Raw genomic sequence first — 16,809 nt, 5'->3', positions numbered from 1 at the left:
AGGTGACCGCGATGGAAACCTTGCGCTCGGACGTGCAAAAATGGCGGAGTGTCTAACTCGCCCGATGTCGTAGCTACCCAGTCCACTCTGCCCGCGCTCGATGCGCGGGAAATCGACGCGGCTATCGAGCGAATTCAGAACGTTATTGCGGCTACACCTTTGCAGTACAGCGAGCGTCTGTCCGCGCTGACCGGCGCGAAGGTCTACCTCAAGCGTGAAGACCTGCAAGGTGTTCGCTCGTACAAGATCCGCGGTGCCTACAACCTCATGTCGCAGCTGACGGAGGCGGAACGTGCCGCCGGTGCCGTCACGGCCAGTGCCGGAAATCATGCACAGGGTGTTGCCTACGCGTGTCGAACCATGCAGATCCGCGGACGGATCTACGTCCCGGCTAACACTCCGAAGCAGAAGCGTGACCGAATCCGCGCTCACGGCGGCGATTTCGTCGAACTCTTCATGGTGGGTGAAACGTATGACGCGGCTGCCGCAGCTGCGGCTGAGGATGTCGCCAGGACCGGTGCCACGATGGTTCCGCCGTTCGACGATGTGCGTACCGCTGCGGGGCAGGGAACTATTGCCGCCGAAATCCTGCAGCAATTGGACGCCCCCCTCGACGCGATTGTTGTCCCGGTTGGTGGCGGTGGGTGCATCGCCGGTATTGCCACGTACCTGCACGAGCGTTCGCCGAAGACGTCGATCGTGGGTATCGAACCTTCGGGCGCGGCATCCATGACCGCTGCGCTGGTTGCCGGTGCGCCCGTGACGCTGCCGGTGGTCGATCCGTTTGTGGACGGTGCGGCAGTCAAGCGGATCGGTGATGTTCCGTTCGAGGTCGTATCGAGGCTCGGCGCTGCCGTGGTTTCTCATGCGTCGTTGCCGTTGGTTGCCAAGCAGCTGTCCGCGATTCCGGGAACCGGATCGTTTGTCGTGAACCAGATCGACGAAGGTGCCATCTGCACGGCGATGCTCGAGATCTACCAGAACGAGGGCATCATCGCCGAACCTGCGGGAGCGCTTTCCGTTGCGGCCCTTCAGAATTTGACGCTTGAACCTGGTTCCACCGTGGTGTGCCTGATCTCCGGTGGTAACAACGACGTCTCCCGTTACGGCGAAATCCTCGAGCGCTCGCTGGTGCATCTGGGTCTCAAGCACTACTTCCTGGTGGACTTCCCGCAGGAGCCGGGTGCGTTGCGTCGTTTCCTGTCCGAGGTGCTCGGTCCGGACGACGACATCGCGCTATTCGAGTACGTCAAGCGCAACAATCGTGAGACGGGTGCTGCCTTGGTCGGTATCGAACTGGGCTCGGCCGACGGATTGGCGTCGTTGCTCGAACGGATGGAGCGGGCGCCGATGCAGTCCGAGCGACTCGAGCCGGGTAGCCCGGCTTATCGGTATCTGACGTAACAACTCACCCGCCAGGTGGTCAGGGCAGTAGACGCTCGACCACCTGGCGATGGAGTTCGGGATCGGGCTGGGGGAGTCCGAGCATTGCGGCGAGGTAGAGGCCGTCGCCGACGAGGCGGATGATTTCGGCTTGCACGGGATCGGAGATCTCGGCTTGCAGTCCCCGATCCCAGCTGCGCATGACGTCGGTGACAGCTTTCTGGATTTCATCGTGCTGTCCGTCGACGGTCCGCAGCGCGGCGATGATCGATCGGAATAGCCCCAATTCTTCCTGTTCGCTCACATCCGGGATTTGTAGGTAGAACTCGCTTGCCGAAGTTCCGCCGGCAACGGCGTCCTCGAGCTGCTGATCGGAGCGTTCGCCGAGTCTGCGAACCATGGCAGCGAGGAGAGCTTCCTTACTCGGGAAGTGGTACAGAAGCCCGCCTTTGGATACGCCTGCTTGTGCCGCGACTGCTTCCAGGGTTACCTGTGCGACCCCGTTGACCAGCAGTAACTTCTCCAGTGCGTCGAGAATGCGATCGCGCGTGCCTTCAGCCATGTGATGAAACTGTACCGGGAAATAACTTTACCGCCCAGACGGTTCACTGTTAGTGTCAATACCACTGTACCGGCTGGACGGTTCAGCGAATTAGTAGTCGACTCACGGAAAGTTGCGAGAAGAGCCATGTCAGTGTCGGCAGATCACACGTCTGCAATCAATCCCGAGGATGTTCGGGCAACAAAACGTGACTGGGCAGGACTGGTGGTCCTGGCCTTTGCGGTGTTGCTCATCGCGGTGGACGGCACAGTGCTCGATCTGGCGCTCCCGTTCATCAGCGCGGACCTCGAACCGAGTAGCACGCAGTTGCTCTGGATCATCGACGTCTATTCGTTCATCCTTGCCGGTCTGCTGATCACGATGGGTACACTCGGCGACCGCATCGGACGCCGAAAGCTGTTGCTGATCGGTGCTTTCGGCTTCGGTCTGGCATCGGTCGTTGCTGCCGTCTCCACAAGTCCGGAGATGCTGATCGGTGCCCGAGTGCTTCAAGGTATTTCCGGCGCGACGCTCATGCCCGCCACGCTCGGTCTGATTCGTACCATCTTCATCAACCCGCGTCAGCGCACCGAGGCCATCGGCATCTGGGGCGCGATGGCCGGTGGTGGTACGGCAGCCGGCCCGCTGATCGGTGGGTGGATGCTCGAACATTTCTGGTGGGGCTCGGTGTTCCTGATCAACATTCCGGTCATGATCGCACTTCTCGCGCTCGGCCCGATTCTGATTCCGGAGTCCAAGGATCCGAACCCCGGCCGATTCGACCTGGTCAGCGCCGCGTTGTCGATGGCAACCATGCTTCCGCTGGTCTACGCGGTCAAGGAATCCGTTGTGCATGGCATTGATCTGACGATGCTGGGAATCGCTGCGTTCGGTCTTGCCGCGGGTGTTGCGTTCGTCCGTCGTCAGCGGAGCTTGAAGGATCCGATGCTGGATCTGAAACTGTTCTCCAATGCGTCGTTCACCACGGCGGTTCTGACGAACCTGCTTTCGATCTTCGCGCTGGCCGGTGTGCTGTTCTTCGGCTCGCAGTACCTGCAGTTGGTCCTCGGCAACGGTGCGTTCGACGCAGGTCTGCTCATGCTGCCCGGCATGTTGCTCAGCGCGTTCACCGCCGTCGCCGCAGCCTGGTTGGTTCGGCGCTGGACGGTGACGCAGGTGCTCAGTGCCGGTCTGATCATCGCCGGCATCGGCGCGGCCATGTTGCTGGCTCTCGGTGTCGACAGCGGGCCAATGGCATTCGTCGCCGGCTTCGGTCTGGTTGGCGCAGGTGTTGGTATCGCACTGACGCTCACCTCCGACCTGGTGGTCAGTTCTGTTGAACCGGAGCGGGCCGGTGCCGCTTCGGCGGTATCGGAAACTGCGTACGAACTGGGTATCGCACTCGGTGTGGCGATTCTCGGCAGCGTGGTCATGGCGATTTTCCGCAAGGGAATCGACACGTCGATGCTGGGCGCAGATCAGGCGCATGCGGCGCAGGGCACGCTCGGTGGAGCCCTCCAGGAAGCTTCTCACCTGCCTGGCGACGCGGGCTCGGTGCTGGTCGATTCCGCGAAGTCGGCCTTTGTCGACGGTATGCACGTAGCGACCGGCGCGACTGCGCTCGTACTGTTCATCTGTGCGGCGCTGGTTCTGCGGATGCTGCGGAGTACACCAGAGAACGCGAAGCGTTAGCGCGTGTAGCAGCAGAACGCGAAGCGTTAGCGCGTGTAGCAGCAGAACGCGAAGCGTTAGTTCTCCAGTACGACAAACGAATACCCAGGTACCACTGTTGCGGACGCGGTCTCGTCCTGCGTCGGTTGATCCCACCAGAGTATGGGGGTTCCGCCGGCCGGGACGTGGGCCGCGTCCGGTCCCAGATTGCAGACAATCTGTAAGGTGCCGCGGCGCAGCGTTATCCACCGCTTGTCCTCGTCGTAGTCGACATGAAGATGCCCGAGCCACGGGTCGGTGAGCTCACTTCGGCTCTTGCGCAATGCAATCAGATCGCGATAGCACGCCAGAATTCGAGTGTGTGGCAGCTCGACAAGTTCGTCCCAGTTCAGTTTCGATCGCAGGAAGGTCTGGGGGTCTTGCGGATCCGGGATGTCCTCGGTGTTCCAACCGTGGGCCGCGAACTCCGCTTTGCGTCCTTTGGCGGTCGCCTCGCCCAGTTCGGGCTCGGGATGCGAGGTGAAGAACTGGAAAGGGGTTGACGCCCCCCACTCTTCGCCCATGAACAGCATCGGTGTGTAGGGGGAGAGCAACACGAGCGCGGCTTTGACCGCCAGCTGTCCTGGCGTCAGGTAGGCACTCGGACGGTCGCCGAGTGCACGATTTCCGATTTGATCGTGCGTGCACGTGTAGGCCAGCAGCGCACTTGCCGGCTGATGCGTGATGTCGATGGGTCGACCGTGGACTCGTCGGCGGAACGACGAGTATGTGCCCGCGTGAAAGAAACCGAGGCGCAACGTGTTCGCGAGTGTTTCCAGTGAACCGAAATCAGCGTAGTAACCCTGACGCTCACCGGAGACTGCCGTGTGGATTGCATGGTGAATGTCGTCGTCCCACTGTGCGTTCAGCCCGAAACCTCCCGCCGCCCGCGCGGTGATCAGAGTGGCGTCGTTGAGGTCGCTCTCGGCGATCAGCGTCAGCGGCCGGCCGAGATGGGCGGACAGCGTTTCGGTTCGGACGGCAAGTTCCTCGAGGATGTGGGTGCCGGTGTGATCGACCAGCGCGTGGACGGCGTCGAGGCGGAGGCCGTCGATGTGGAATTCACGCATCCAGCGCAGTGCGTTCTCGATGATGTACTCGCGTACTTCACCGGACAGGGGACCACCGATATTGATGGTGCGTCCCCAGGTGTTGGCGCCGTCGGTGAGGTAAGGGCCAAAGCGTTCGAGGTAGTTTCCCGACGGACCGAGGTGGTTGTAGACCACGTCCAGGAGTACGCCCAGTCCGCGTTGATGTGCCGCATTCACCAAGCGCTGCAACCCGTCCGGTCCGCCGTACGCCTCGTGGACGGTGTACCAGAGAACGCCGTCGTAACCCCAGTTGTGAGTTCCGTTGAAGCCGTTCACCGGCATGATCTCCACGAATCCGATTCCCAGATTCACCAGGTGATCGAGGCGCTCGATCGCTGCGTCGAATGTTCCCTCGGGAGTGAAGGTTCCGATGTGAAGTTCGTACACCGACGAGCCCGCGAGTTGACGCCCTGTCCAGGCGGTATCGGACCATGCCGCGTGGTCGAGGGTGTGCAGTTGTGAGTGTTGGTGAACCCCGTCGGGTTGGCGCGGGGATCGCGGATCGGGGAGTGTATTGCCGTCGACGACAAAGCCGTAACGGGCATCCTCGGTGCAGTCGACAGCGGCGCGCCACCAACCATCGGTATCGCGCGTCATCGCGTGAACTACGCCGTCGACGTCGACCTGTACTGATTCCGGAGTGGGCGCCCAGACCTCGAATGTGTGCACGGCATCAGCATGCCTGGTTTTGCCCGGTTGTGCCGCGCACTGAGATGTGACTGTGCCGCGCACTCAGATGTGACTGTGCCGCGCACTGAGATGTCACTGTGCCGCGCACTCAGACGCGACTCGGTACCGCGAGCGGTTCCAGCGGCACGTCGAAGTCCACGGACGTCGACTGTGCGATCACGGCAATCTGTCTGGCTTGCGAGCCTGCTCCGTCGTCGGCGAGTGCGGTGAGGATGTATCGGCCAGACGAGGGGAGCGCGATTTCGTAGCGTCCGGCGTGGTCGGTGATGGTGGAGGCCACGAATTCGCCGGTCGGTTTGGTCAGCGTGATCACGGTTCCGGAGGTCAGCAGGCCGGCTATGGTGACCTGTCCGGAGATGGTGAGCCGTTCGCCCAACATCACGGTATGTGTTGATTCCGCGTCCTCGAAGCGCATGACCTGCGACGTCGGAGACCATCCGTCTGCGCTGGTCACCACGAGATATCGCCCGGGTTCGGGCAATGCCAGGGAGAAGACTCCCTCGTTGTCGGCGCGGCTCCAGTCCACGGGCGACCCGGCCATGTCCATGACGGTCACGACGGCTTGCTTGACCGGGCGCCTGTCGGCACGAATCACTCGCCCTGCCACGACGATGTCGCTGTCGGTGGACGAGATTTCGAAACCCTCGGGTGTGACAGGACGTACGGCGGATTCGGGCTTGGCGCCGTACCGCGGAATGAACGCCGCTGCTGCCAGTGCGGCGATGGCAGCAAGGGCGGCGAGCCAGAAGATGTTCTTGAACGCGTCGAGTGACGGCAGTCCGGCACCGGGGCCGGACGGGATTACCAACGCGGTGAGCATCGCGGCGACAACGGCGCTCGACATCGAGGTGCCCACAGAGCGCAGAAGTGAGTTGAGTCCGTTCGCGGACGCGGTTTCCGTGATGGGCACGGACCGCATGATCAGCATCGGCATCGCGGAGTAGGCGATGGCCGTGCCGATGCTGACGACGGCGGCGCTGATCACGATCAGTGGAATCGAACCGGTGAGAAAGACGCGGGCCACATATGCTCCCGCGAGCACTACCGCGCCGACCATCAGCGTTGTCTTTGCTCCGAATCGTTTGGTGATTTTCGCGGACACCGGTGCGAAGAAGACCATGGCGAGACCCGCTGGGATCATGCAGATTCCGGCTGCCATCACACCGAGTTCGAAGCCGTAGCCGGAGAGTTTCGGCATCTGTAGTTGCTGCGTCGTCGACAAGTTGTTGGCGTACATGGAGAAACCGACCATGACCGACGCGAGGTTGGTCAGCAGGACCGGACGTTTGGCCGAGGTTCGCAGGTCGACCATCGGTTGTGTCACGCGAAGCTCATACGGGAACCACAGTGCCAGAACTGTGAAGCCGAGACCGAACATCAGGATCGTCGGCTCACTGGTCCATCCCCACCGCGCTCCCTTGGAGATGGCAAGCAACAGTGCTGCCAGCGCAACCGACAGCATGACCGCGCCCAGGAAATCGAATTTTCCGCGGGTTCGCACGCTGGATTCGGGAATGACAAGCGCAACTGCAACTATCAGCAGCACGCCGACAGCAGCGGAGAGCCAGAATATTGCTTCCCACCCGAACTGTTCGAAGATCAATCCCGAGAGCGGCAGGCCTAGCGCGCTGCCGATTCCGAGGGTGGCGCTCATCAACGCCGTGGCCGATGCGACCTTGTCCTTCGGTAGCTCGTCTCGCATGATGCTGATGCCGACCGGGATCATCGAGATGGCAAATCCCTGCAATCCGCGTCCGATGAGCAGTGTCACAAACGTGCCACCGGCGGCCGCGATCAGCGACCCGAGGACGATCATTGCCATCGAAATCAGCATCATTCGGCGTTTTCCGAACATGTCGGCCAGACGCGAGACGATAGGCGTAGCGATCGCGCTTGTCAGGAGCGTGATCGTGACGAGCCACGACGCGTCGTCGGAACTGATTCCGAGAATTTTCGGGAAATCGGGGAGGAGCGGAATGACCATCGTCTGCTGGAGGGCGACCACGGTTCCGGAGAGGCAGAGGATTCCAGTGATGAGTCCGCTGGAACGGCGGGTGGCAGGTGCCGAGTGCAGAGCCAAGATGAGGGGCCTTCCTCGACGGGGTGAATGTGCGTTCACCATAAAGTGAACCACTGTTTACCTCGCTTACGCCACGAAATTCGGTGTGGATTTTGTCACGGCGCCGCGTCTGGGTTATTCGACGACGCAGTGGGGAACCCGAATTGTGAGTACTCGTCTCGAGGGAGGAATTCACATGCGTGCCCAGGTAGGTGATCGACTACATGTGCAGGGTCGAGTGGTGGGCCAGCCCGAGACGTCGGCAGAAGTGATCGAGGTGCACGGAGAGGACGGTGCTCCGCCGTATCTCGTGCGTTACGACGACGGGCATCAAGTTCTGGTGTTCCCAGGCAGTGACGGATGGATCGATCATCCGAAGAAATAGACCGCGACCTGCAATTATTTTATCTGCATCCGCACTGCATTCAATGCAGCCGATGGGATGGGCCGTTACAGTTCTTCTGTGATCGAGAAGCGGCGCTATCAATCGAAGGTTCGAGGCGATGCAGCCCGTCGCACTCGTGAATTGATCCGAGATGCCGGAGCTGCGCTCTTCGTCGACAAAGGTTATGTCAGTGCGAGCGCCAAGGACATCGCCGACGCAGCCGGTGTTGCGCCTCGCACTGTCTTCACTGCGTTCCCCGGGGGCAAGCTCGAGATCTTCGAGGCGGCATTCAGCCATGCACTCGAGGCGGAGTCGGTCGACGACAGCGCGCCCGTGCGCCGTGATCACTCCGGTCCCGACGACGTTCGGAGGTTGGTTGCGCAGATCGTCGAACAGAGTATCGGTCTTCTCGAACGGGCCGGTCCACTCATGATGACGGCGGTCCAGTCGTCGGGCGCCGACGCCGATATGCGTCGGCTGGCCGCGGAATCTTCGGAACAGTCCTTTGCCAACGCCACGTCGATCGCGGAAGGTCTTGCCGAACACGGATTATTGCGCAATGACATTTCGGTGGACAAGGCGTCGGGCGTTCTCGCTGCCCTGGTCTCGCCGCACGTGCATCAGCAACTGCGATCGATCGGAGGCTGGAATGTCAACGATTACCGCGAGTGGCTCGAATTCGCGATTCGGACGAATCTAATGTACTAATCGGTCTGTTTTAGCTAGCATGGCGGGAGTTTTTCGAATCTGGGAGGAAATCCAGCGTGCCTTACGCATTGTTCGGACTCATCACGATGCTTTTGTGGATTTTCTGCATCGTTGACGCCATCACTCGCGACGACGCGTACATCCAGCACCTACCCAAGGTGGTCTGGATTCTGGTGATCATCTTCCTGCCGACACTCGGGTCGGTGCTGTGGCTGATCGTCGGGCGTGGACACAACGCACCGGCGCGATACGTCGGATCAACCGGATACGGCGAATACGAGCGTCCGGGCCGGGCAGTTGCCACCGATCCGGCCGCGGACGAGGAATTCCTCCGGCAATGCCGCGAGCGGGCGGAGCAGCAGCGCCGGATCGCGAAGCAGCAGCGCGGCGACGGCGACGCTGGTCGGATATGAGTTACCGATAGCGCGCTCGTCTGCGGTGTTTCGCTCAGTACGCGTCCGCCGCGGCGATCGCGCCATCGAACACGTCTGCCACCTCGCCGAGGGAATCGAGAATCGGCTGACCTGATTGTTCGACGCGAGCCCGTACCAGCGAACCCTCGAGTGCCGACACTGCCAGGACGGCAAGGCGTTCCGCTCGAGTGCGTGCGACACCAGAGGCGATCAACGAGTCACTCAGTATCGACGACCACTGTCGGTAGACGGCCTGTCCGGCGGCGGTGACACTCTCCGAATCGGGGGCAAGCTCCAACAGCACCGTCGTGATCGGTGAGCCTTCGTGGAAGTCCGAATCGCTCACCCATCCGACAAGTAACCGGGCGTACTCGCGAAGCAGCGACCCGGCGTCCGCGTGGCTGTCTGCTAGTTCGGTGAGAGTGTTGGCCACCAACAGCCCGCCGACGCGGACGACCTCTGTGCCGATCTGCTCTTTGCCGTCGGGAAAGTAGTGGTAGAGCGAACCTTTCGGGGCTCCGCTCAACTTGAGGATCTCGTTGAGGCCGGTTGCCGCGTACCCCTGGCGGCGAAACAGATCGGCCGCTGCTCGAACAAGCGCTTCGCGGTGTTTCGGGGGAGTCGCCACGCGTTGGAGCTTAAACACCCCGGCGAGCCATCACAATCTATGTAGACTGGTCTACATGGAAGATTCCGAGATGCTCGAACAGTTGCGGGCGGTCAACGCGTCGGCGGCATTCAATCGGTGGGCCGGATTCGAAGTCACGGAGGCCGAACCGGGTCGCGTGAGTCTGCGACTCGAATGGCGTGAGGACCTTGGGCAGTACTCCGGGCATCTGCACGCTGCGCTCGTAGCGGGACTTATCGACACTGCGTGCGGATTTGCTGCCTTCACGCAGGTAGGCATCGTGGCGGCGTCGAACTGCGCGGTCAATTTCGTGAATCCGGGTGTCGGAACCGCATTTGTCGCCACGGCACGCTCGGTCAAGACCGGGCGCAAGCAGGTATTCGTCACGGCCGAGGTTCATGCCGAACGCGAAGGCGAATCGGTGCTCGTCGCCTTCGGTACGACGCTTCTGGTGCCACTTGCTCCGGGTTCCGAGGCGCAATAGTCTCCGAGGCGCAATAGTTCCAAACGTCAGGGAATCAGGATGAACTTCCCGGCAGGATGGGAACTCTGCAGCTCGGCATGAGCCTGAGCCGCGTCGGCCAAGGGAAATGTCTTGGCGATGTTCACGTTCAATCGCCCCGCCCCGGCGAGTTCGACGAGTTCGGCCCGGGCTTTCAGTCTGGCTTCGGCGCTTTGCGGATTGCCGCCACCGACGGCATTGAATCCGTCGGACTCTGCTCGCCCGAACGCCACGATCGTGACGATGCGTCGCTTGTCGGCAACCAACGCAAGCGACACGTCGACCGCTTCGTCTGTGCCTGCGGTGTCGAATGCGGCGTCCACCGAACCCAGTTCCCGGACGCGGGCTTCAAGCCCGTCGCCGTAGAGAACCGGTGTCGCGCCCAAGGATCGGACGTACTCCTGATTGGATGCGCCCGCGGTTCCGATCACGGTTGCACCGCGAGCAACGGCGAGTTGAACGGCAAGTGATCCGACACCGCCGGATGCTCCGTGGATCAGTACGGTGTCACCCGCGCTGACGCGGATCGTATCGAGTGCGTCGACGGCGGTCCCGCCGACCAGGAGTAGGCCGGCTGCCTGCTCCCAACTGATCGAAGCGGGTTTTGGCATGACGGACGACGAGGGAATCACAACCTGTTCGGAGTACAGGCCGCTTCCCGGGCTGACGATCACCTCGTCGCCGACGGCAACTGTAGTGACAGCGGGGCCGATCGCGGACACAACTCCGGCAGCCTCACCACCGAGATGTATCGGCAGTTTGCTCGGGTCGGTTCCCCATGCACCGCTGTAGAGCTTGTAGTCGAATGGATTGACGCCTATTGCTTTGACGTCGACGCGTACTTCTCCGCGCGCCGGCGGTGGAACCTCCACGTCGATCAGCGTCAGAACGTCCGGGCTTCCGTATTTCTGGGCTACCACTGTTTTGGTCATGTGTGGCGCAACGGGCCTCGGGGGAACGATATTCCCGAGACCCGCTGCACCTGTACCGGCTTGTCGGTGGGACTGGATCAGCGAAGCAAGGTTCCCAGGTCGAGTGGCATGGCAATGCCGGTGATGTGGTGCGCTTCGTCCGATCCGAGGAACGCGACCGCTGCGGCGATGTCTTCTGGCTGGCTGACCGGATCGGGCAGGGTCTGCATGAAGATCGGTCCGAGTGTGTGAGCGTGCTCCGCGATGAGAGGCTGCATATCCGTCATCTGCATTCCGGTAGCCACACCATGCGGGTGGATGGTGTTGACCCGAATGTTGTACTGGCCCAACTCCGACGCCATGGTCTTCGCGAGACCCGTGATGCCATGCTTGCTGGCGACGTAGTGGCCGAGGAACGGAAGCCCGCGCAGGCCGGCCACGGAACTGGTGAAGATGATCGAGCCGCCGGTGCCCTGCTTGATCAAGTGCGGAATTGCGGCCTTCGCTGTGTAGAAGACGCCGGTGAGGTTGACGTCCAGCGTTTCCTTCCACTGCTCGGGAGTGATCTCCCAGGACATGTTCGCGGAACAGATTCCGGCGTTGGCAACTACGACGTCTAGGCGGCCGAGTTCGGCGATACCGGCGTCGAGCGCCGCCGAGAGTGCGGCGAAGTCGCGGACATCGGTTTTGGTGGCAACAATTCGACGGTCGAGAGCCTTGACCAGTTCCACGGTCTCGGCCAAATCGTCTTCGGTTGCACCGGTGTACGAGGTGGAATCGAATTGGACGCACGCGTCGACGGCGATGATGTCGGCGCCTTCCTCGGCGAGCCGAACTGCTTCGGCGCGGCCCTGACCGCGAGCGGCTCCCGTGATGAATGCGACCTTGCCGGCGTAGCGACCTGTGGACATGTGTGCAACCTTTCGATGGTCCGGTTGTGCTGGTACCAAGAAAGTTAGCCTGGGAAAGTGTGTTGCACGACACGTAACCCGCTCACCGGAACACACGGGCAGGCCTGGTTCACGGTGACGTGGTCTCGCGAATCAGGAGAGCAGTCGGACCGCCGCGGAAGATGTCGCCGGCACGAGAGGACTCGATCACCTTGCCGGTTGCGCTGTCGGTCCAGATCCCCTCCGGCAGCCCGATCACCGTGTCACCCCAGCCGTGATCCGCAAGGACCATCGAATGCCGGGTAGCTAGAGCAACGACGGTGGCCAACCCATCGTGGGGACCGCGAGAGAGTCCGACGACGTGCCCTGAACTCTCGCCCGATGCCAGAACCGGGCGATAGGTGCCGCCCACGAACCAGGCGGGGTTCTCGCGTCGCATTGTCAATGCGGTGCGAACTACCTGGAGTTTTGCAGCGCCGGTCGCGTCGACGGAGGTTTCGGTACGCTCGACCAGCGCGCGACGGAGATCGAAGTCGATCAACCGACGATTGTCCGGGTCTACCAACGAATCTTCCCAGAGTTCGGTGCCCTGGTAGATGTCCGGGATTCCGGGTCCGCAGATCTGAAGTAGTTTCTGTCCCAACGAGTCCGACCAGGCATGCCGGGCGATCCTGGCGACCAGTTGTGTGATCGATGCTGCGACAGGTCCGTCGATGATGTTGTCGATCCATGTATGGACCGCCGTCTCGAATGCCGAATCCGGAGAATTCCACGAGGTCGCGAGCGCCGCCTCGCGAATTGCCTTCTCGGCGTAGGCGTGCAGACGCGAGCGGAAGTCGGGCGCAGCCTCACCCACCGGCCACACGCCGACGATGTTCTGCCAGAGGAACAATCCTGTCATCGGTTCGGGGCTGGGTTCCGCGTCTTCCCAATCCTGTACCAGCCTCGACCACAGTTCCGGTATCTGCGACAGAACGTTGATCCGGGCGCGGACATCTTCGCCGCGTTTGGTGTCGTGTGTGGACAGTGAGGTCATGGCTGCGGGCCACAGGCGAGCCCGATCGGAATTGGCCAGATGGAACTCGGCAACCGAGACGGAGAACGCGGCGGGATTGCCTCCGACCTCTTGCCGCGAGACTAATCGCGCAGTCCGGTAGAACAACCGGTCCTCGACGGATTTTGCCATGACTGCGCCGCACACTTGCTGGAAGCGCACCGCTGCCTCGCCGCCGCTGGACAGTGCCTGCGCCAGGGCGTTGAAGGCTTCTTCGTGGCCAGGAGCAAGTTCGTGGATTCCGCCGACAACCCGAGCCGTCAGCCCGGCAAGGGGGCTGTAGTCGGAGCGGTACACCGGCATGCGTGCGATAGCGACCACGACCGCGTCGTTGAGCGCCTTGTCGCTGCATCGGGTTCCGGTTTCGGTGCGAATAGCCCGCACCAGGCGACGGATTTCCGGGGCGAGTTCACCGCGCGCCGTCTCGCGTTTGAACTGACGTTCTGTGTGATGTAGCCAGGTGCTGTCGCCGTCGTTACCGGTCAAGGCGCCGGACAGTTCGGAAAGCTCGTGCTCGCCACTGGGATCGACAAATACTCCGCCCAGTTGGTTCAGAGCGTCGTACCCGGTGGTGCCGTCGACGGGAAGTAATGGATCGAGCGGTTCGCTGTGCCCGAGAATCTTCTCGATCACGATCCATTGATCCGGTCCCAGCAACGATCGAAGGCGTTCGAGGTATTCGATCGGATCGGCAAGTCCGTCGGGATGATCGATCCGAACTCCGTCGATCAGTCCCTCGTCGACCCACGATTTCAGTTCGCGGTGGCACAGTTCGAAGACCCGGGGATCTTCTTGGCGCAACGCCGCGAGTTCGTTGACGGCAAAAAACCTGCGGTAGGTGATGACTCCCGCGTCCCACGGAACCAGCCGGTACGACTGACGGGCGTGGATCTCCTGAGCCGTTCCGGTGCCGGTTCCCGGGGCAATGGGGAACCGGTGTTCGTAGAATGCGAGAAGCGGTGTCGCGGTGGCGTCATCGACGGTGAGGGAGTCGAGATCAGCGGGCTTTCCCAACACCGGGAGAGCTAGCTTTCCGTCCGCGCCGTTGTCGTGGTCCCAGTCGATGTCGAAGAAGTCTGCGAAAGCAGATGCTCGCCCGTGCGTGAGAACATCCCACCACCAAGCATTTTCGTGAGGTTTGGCCACTCCGACGTGGTTGGGGACCAAATCGACGATCAATCCCATGCCGCGTTCTCGGCACACGCCCGACAGCTTCACCAGTGCTTCTCGGCCACCGAGACCTTCGGCGACGGTGGTGGGGTCGGTGACGTCGTAGCCGTGTGTCGATCCTGACGTCGCCGTCAGGATGGGGGAGAGGTAGAGATGCGAAACTCCCAGAGTGTCAAGGTAATCGACGATATCGGCCGCGTCGTGGAGTGTGAACGCGTCTGGCCGCAGTTGCAGGCGGTACGTGCTGGTGATCGGCGTCATCGTTGTCTCCTCAGGCCGTTCTGCGAAGGACCATCAATGCACGAGCGCGGACGTCGAGAACTGTTCCGGCTTTGATGACTACATCACTTTCGCCGGTGGGCGCCGAGGTGTCGAGCACCACCGTCCACTCCGCGGCATAGTCGGAATTAGGAGTCGAGAATTCCATGTCTTCGTAATGGGCGTTGAAACACAACAGGAACGAATCGCCGACTACACGCTCGCCGCGGTAGTTGGGCTCGGGGATGGCTTCGCCGTTGAGGAACACAGCCAACGATTTACCGAAGCCGCTGTCCCAATCCGCCGGTGTCATTTCCTCGCCGGCGGGAGTGAGCCACGCGATGTCGCGGCTCTGATCACCACTGCGAATGGGCCGTCCCTCGAAGAACCGTCGACGCCGGAACACAGGGTTCTTGGCGCGCAACGCGATAGCGCGCTTGGTGAACTCGACGAGGTCGGCGTTGGTCTCCGCGAGCGACCAGTCCATCCAGGACAGCTCGGAGTCCTGACAGTAGACGTTGTTGTTACCCAGCTGAGTTCGGCCCATCTCGTCGCCGTGTGCGAGCATCGGGGTGCCCTGGCTCAGCATCAACGTGGCAAGAATGTTGCGACTCTGGCGTGCACGGAGTTCGAGGATCTCGGGATCGTCGGTGGGGCCTTCGACACCGCAGTTCCAGGATCGATTGTGCGATTCGCCGTCGTTGTTGTTCTCGCCGTTGGCTTCGTTGTGCTTCTCGTTGTACGAGACGAGGTCATGGAGAGTGAAACCGTCGTGGGCGATCACAAAATTGATGCTCGCGCCGGGCCGTCGACCGGTGGCCTCGTACAGATCGGACGATCCGGTGAGCCTGGACGCGAATTCACCGAGTGTCGCCGGCTCACCGCGCCAGTAGTCACGAACCGTGTCGCGGTACTTGCCGTTCCATTCGGTCCACAGTCCGGGGAAGTTTCCGACCTGGTAGCCGCCTTCCCCGATGTCCCACGGCTCGGCAATCAGCTTGACCTGACTGACAACCGGATCTTGTTGCACCAGATCGAAGAACGCTGACAGTCGGTCGACGTCGTGCAGTTCCCGGGCCAGCGTGGACGCGAGGTCGAAGCGGAAACCGTCGACGTGCATTTCGGTGACCCAGTAGCGGAGCGAGTCCATGATGAGTTGCAGCGTGTGCGGATGGCGTGCATTGAGGCTGTTGCCGGTGCCGGTGTAGTCCATGTAGTGCGCGCCGTCCCCGTCGACCAGGCGGTAGTAGGCCGCGTTGTCGATGCCGCGGAAACAGATGGTGGGCCCCAGGTGGTTGCCCTCGGCGGTGTGGTTGTAGACGACGTCGAGAATCACCTCGATGCCGGCCTGATGGAAACTGCGCACCATCGCTTTGAACTCCGCGACTGCCGCATCGGGTTTGGTGGCCGACGAGTAGTCGGTGTGCGGGGCAAGGAATCCGAAGGTGTTGTATCCCCAGTAGTTTCGCAGTCCCTGGTCGAGGAGAACCTGATCGTGCATGAATTGGTGCACCGGCATCAGTTCGATGGCCGTGACTCCGAGGTTGGTCAGGTGGTCGATGATCACCGGATGTGCCAGTCCGGCATAGGTTCCGCGCAGGTCCTCCGGAATTCCGGGGTGTGCGGCGGTCATGCCCTTGACGTGTGCCTCGTAGATCACAGTCTCGTGGTACGGGCGCCCCGGTGAGCGATCCGACGCCCAGTCGAAGAAAGGATTGATCACGACGGTAGACATCGTATGACCGAGTGAATCATGCTGTGGGAAAGATATTGTCGAGGGTTCGTCGACCAACTCGTCGGCGTCGATTGCGATGTCGCTGCTGTCGTCGTCGGGTGATACTTCGGCCTGAGTTTCGGCCTGAGTTTCATCCTGAATTTCTTCGACAACCGTTTCGTCGGTGCTTGTTTCTTCGGCAGTAGGTTCTTCGAGTTCGCCGGTGTCAGGCGTCGTGTTGTCGTCGTTCGATTCAGCAATGTCGGCCGCATCGATGTCGTAGGAGAACAGCGAACGATCACCGTCGAAGTCGCCGGCAAAGGCCTTGCCGTACGGGTCGAGCAACAACTTGCTGGGGTCGCAGCGCAGTCCGGCAGCTGGATCGTACGGACCGTGCACCCGGTAGCCGTAGCGCTGGCCGGGGGATACCGAGGGCAGATAGGCGTGCCAGACGTATCCGTCCACTTCGTCCATCCGGATTCGGGTTTCGGTTCCGTCCTTGGCTATCAGGCAGAGCTCAACGGCGTCGGCAACTTCGGAGAACAGGGAGAAGTTGGTCCCTGCGCCGTCGTACGTCGCGCCCAGAGGATATGCGCTGCCCGGCCACACGGCGATCGGTGTGCTGGCAGATTTGTCTGTCGGCGACTGCTCCATGAACGAACCCTATCGCCCACGTCGGACACCCTCCTGTCGGACGCTTAC

The 16,809-nt window shown here is 61.7% G+C and carries 14 protein-coding genes; 6 read left to right on the top strand and 8 right to left on the bottom strand.

Going from position 1 to position 16,809, the window contains the following annotated elements; all coding sequences use genetic code 11:
• Positions 1 to 48: 48 nt before the first annotated feature.
• Positions 49 to 1,404 carry a threonine ammonia-lyase IlvA gene (gene ilvA / locus V2B23_RS17935; protein WP_430951606.1) on the top strand — a complete coding sequence of 452 codons (1,356 nt, stop codon included), beginning with the start codon at positions 49 to 51 and terminating at the stop codon, positions 1,402 to 1,404.
• Positions 1,405 to 1,423: 19 nt separating this feature from the next.
• Here ilvA and V2B23_RS17930 read toward each other — a convergent pair whose 3' ends face one another.
• The gene (locus tag V2B23_RS17930; protein ID WP_430951605.1) at positions 1,424 to 1,945 is read right to left on the bottom strand and encodes a TetR/AcrR family transcriptional regulator; all 522 of its coding nucleotides are present in this window, start codon (positions 1,943 to 1,945) and stop codon (positions 1,424 to 1,426) included.
• Between the two features lie 126 nt (positions 1,946 to 2,071).
• On the opposite strand from V2B23_RS17930, the gene V2B23_RS17925 reads away from it, so the two are divergent.
• Positions 2,072 to 3,616 (top strand): MFS transporter, encoded by a 1,545-nt coding sequence (locus V2B23_RS17925; protein WP_430951604.1) that lies wholly within the window; start codon positions 2,072 to 2,074, stop codon positions 3,614 to 3,616.
• 56 nt (positions 3,617 to 3,672) lie between these two features.
• On the opposite strand, the gene treZ is transcribed toward V2B23_RS17925, so the two are convergent.
• Complete coding sequence (gene treZ, locus V2B23_RS17920) at positions 3,673 to 5,394, bottom strand: malto-oligosyltrehalose trehalohydrolase (RefSeq protein ID WP_430951603.1); 1,722 nt, start codon at positions 5,392 to 5,394, stop codon at positions 3,673 to 3,675.
• 109 nt (positions 5,395 to 5,503) lie between these two features.
• Positions 5,504 to 7,495, bottom strand: a complete 1,992-nt coding sequence (locus V2B23_RS17915) for an MFS transporter (RefSeq protein ID WP_430951602.1) — start codon at positions 7,493 to 7,495, stop codon at positions 5,504 to 5,506.
• Between the two features lie 175 nt (positions 7,496 to 7,670).
• Between V2B23_RS17915 and V2B23_RS17910 the strand changes: the two genes are divergently transcribed.
• Genes V2B23_RS17910 through V2B23_RS17900 form a run of 3 tightly spaced genes read left to right on the top strand, consistent with a single transcriptional unit; the run spans position 7,671 to position 8,980 of the window.
• Positions 7,671 to 7,859, top strand: a complete 189-nt coding sequence (locus V2B23_RS17910) for a DUF1918 domain-containing protein (RefSeq protein WP_430951601.1) — start codon at positions 7,671 to 7,673, stop codon at positions 7,857 to 7,859.
• 57 nt (positions 7,860 to 7,916) lie between these two features.
• Positions 7,917 to 8,567, top strand: a complete 651-nt coding sequence (locus V2B23_RS17905) for a TetR/AcrR family transcriptional regulator (RefSeq protein ID WP_430951600.1) — start codon at positions 7,917 to 7,919, stop codon at positions 8,565 to 8,567.
• A gap of 56 nt (positions 8,568 to 8,623) precedes the next feature.
• Positions 8,624 to 8,980: a PLD nuclease N-terminal domain-containing protein gene (locus V2B23_RS17900; protein ID WP_430951599.1), complete on the top strand. Its 357-nt coding sequence runs from the start codon at positions 8,624 to 8,626 to the stop codon at positions 8,978 to 8,980.
• Between the two features lie 34 nt (positions 8,981 to 9,014).
• Here V2B23_RS17900 and V2B23_RS17895 read toward each other — a convergent pair whose 3' ends face one another.
• Entirely contained in the window at positions 9,015 to 9,608 is a 594-nt protein-coding gene (locus V2B23_RS17895) for a TetR/AcrR family transcriptional regulator (RefSeq protein WP_430951598.1), read from the bottom strand.
• A gap of 55 nt (positions 9,609 to 9,663) precedes the next feature.
• Between V2B23_RS17895 and V2B23_RS17890 the strand changes: the two genes are divergently transcribed.
• A complete protein-coding gene (locus tag V2B23_RS17890; protein ID WP_430951597.1) occupies positions 9,664 to 10,092 on the top strand; it encodes a PaaI family thioesterase in 429 nt (142 codons plus the stop codon).
• Positions 10,093 to 10,118: 26 nt separating this feature from the next.
• Here V2B23_RS17890 and V2B23_RS17885 read toward each other — a convergent pair whose 3' ends face one another.
• The 4 genes from V2B23_RS17885 to glgX all read right to left on the bottom strand — a co-directional run bounded on the left by V2B23_RS17885 (position 10,119) and on the right by glgX (position 16,761).
• Positions 10,119 to 11,042 (bottom strand): NADP-dependent oxidoreductase, encoded by a 924-nt coding sequence (locus V2B23_RS17885; protein ID WP_430951596.1) that lies wholly within the window; start codon positions 11,040 to 11,042, stop codon positions 10,119 to 10,121.
• A 77-nt stretch (positions 11,043 to 11,119) separates the two neighbouring features.
• Complete coding sequence (locus V2B23_RS17880) at positions 11,120 to 11,932, bottom strand: mycofactocin-coupled SDR family oxidoreductase (protein ID WP_430951595.1); 813 nt, start codon at positions 11,930 to 11,932, stop codon at positions 11,120 to 11,122.
• A 109-nt stretch (positions 11,933 to 12,041) separates the two neighbouring features.
• The gene (treY, locus tag V2B23_RS17875) at positions 12,042 to 14,396 is read right to left on the bottom strand and encodes a malto-oligosyltrehalose synthase (RefSeq protein WP_430951594.1); all 2,355 of its coding nucleotides are present in this window, start codon (positions 14,394 to 14,396) and stop codon (positions 12,042 to 12,044) included.
• 10 nt (positions 14,397 to 14,406) lie between these two features.
• Complete coding sequence (gene glgX / locus V2B23_RS17870; protein WP_430951593.1) at positions 14,407 to 16,761, bottom strand: glycogen debranching protein GlgX; 2,355 nt, start codon at positions 16,759 to 16,761, stop codon at positions 14,407 to 14,409.
• Between the last annotated feature and the right edge of the window lie 48 nt (positions 16,762 to 16,809).

It is taken from the genome of Rhodococcus sp. 24CO (assembly GCF_050586165.1).
Classification (GTDB): Bacteria; Actinomycetota; Actinomycetes; order Mycobacteriales; family Mycobacteriaceae; genus Rhodococcus_F.
The sequence above is the reverse complement of the archived record's forward strand: the minus strand, read 5'-3'. Positions and strand labels throughout refer to the sequence as shown.

What these genes read in the sequence shown, in the direction of transcription:
- V2B23_RS17930 (WP_430951605.1), bottom strand. Translation starts at nt 1,945, where the DNA reads ATGGCTGAAGGCACGCGCGATCGCATTCTCGACGCACTGGAGAAGTTA.
- V2B23_RS17925 (WP_430951604.1), top strand. Translation starts at nt 2,072, where the DNA reads ATGTCAGTGTCGGCAGATCACACGTCTGCAATCAATCCCGAGGATGTT.
- V2B23_RS17910 (WP_430951601.1), top strand. Translation starts at nt 7,671, where the DNA reads ATGCGTGCCCAGGTAGGTGATCGACTACATGTGCAGGGTCGAGTGGTG.
- V2B23_RS17905 (WP_430951600.1), top strand. Translation starts at nt 7,917, where the DNA reads ATGGGCCGTTACAGTTCTTCTGTGATCGAGAAGCGGCGCTATCAATCG.
- V2B23_RS17890 (WP_430951597.1), top strand. Translation starts at nt 9,664, where the DNA reads ATGGAAGATTCCGAGATGCTCGAACAGTTGCGGGCGGTCAACGCGTCG.
- V2B23_RS17885 (WP_430951596.1), bottom strand. Translation starts at nt 11,042, where the DNA reads ATGACCAAAACAGTGGTAGCCCAGAAATACGGAAGCCCGGACGTTCTG.
- V2B23_RS17880 (WP_430951595.1), bottom strand. Translation starts at nt 11,932, where the DNA reads ATGTCCACAGGTCGCTACGCCGGCAAGGTCGCATTCATCACGGGAGCC.
- treY (WP_430951594.1), bottom strand. Translation starts at nt 14,396, where the DNA reads ATGACGCCGATCACCAGCACGTACCGCCTGCAACTGCGGCCAGACGCG.
- glgX (WP_430951593.1), bottom strand. Translation starts at nt 16,761, where the DNA reads ATGGAGCAGTCGCCGACAGACAAATCTGCCAGCACACCGATCGCCGTG.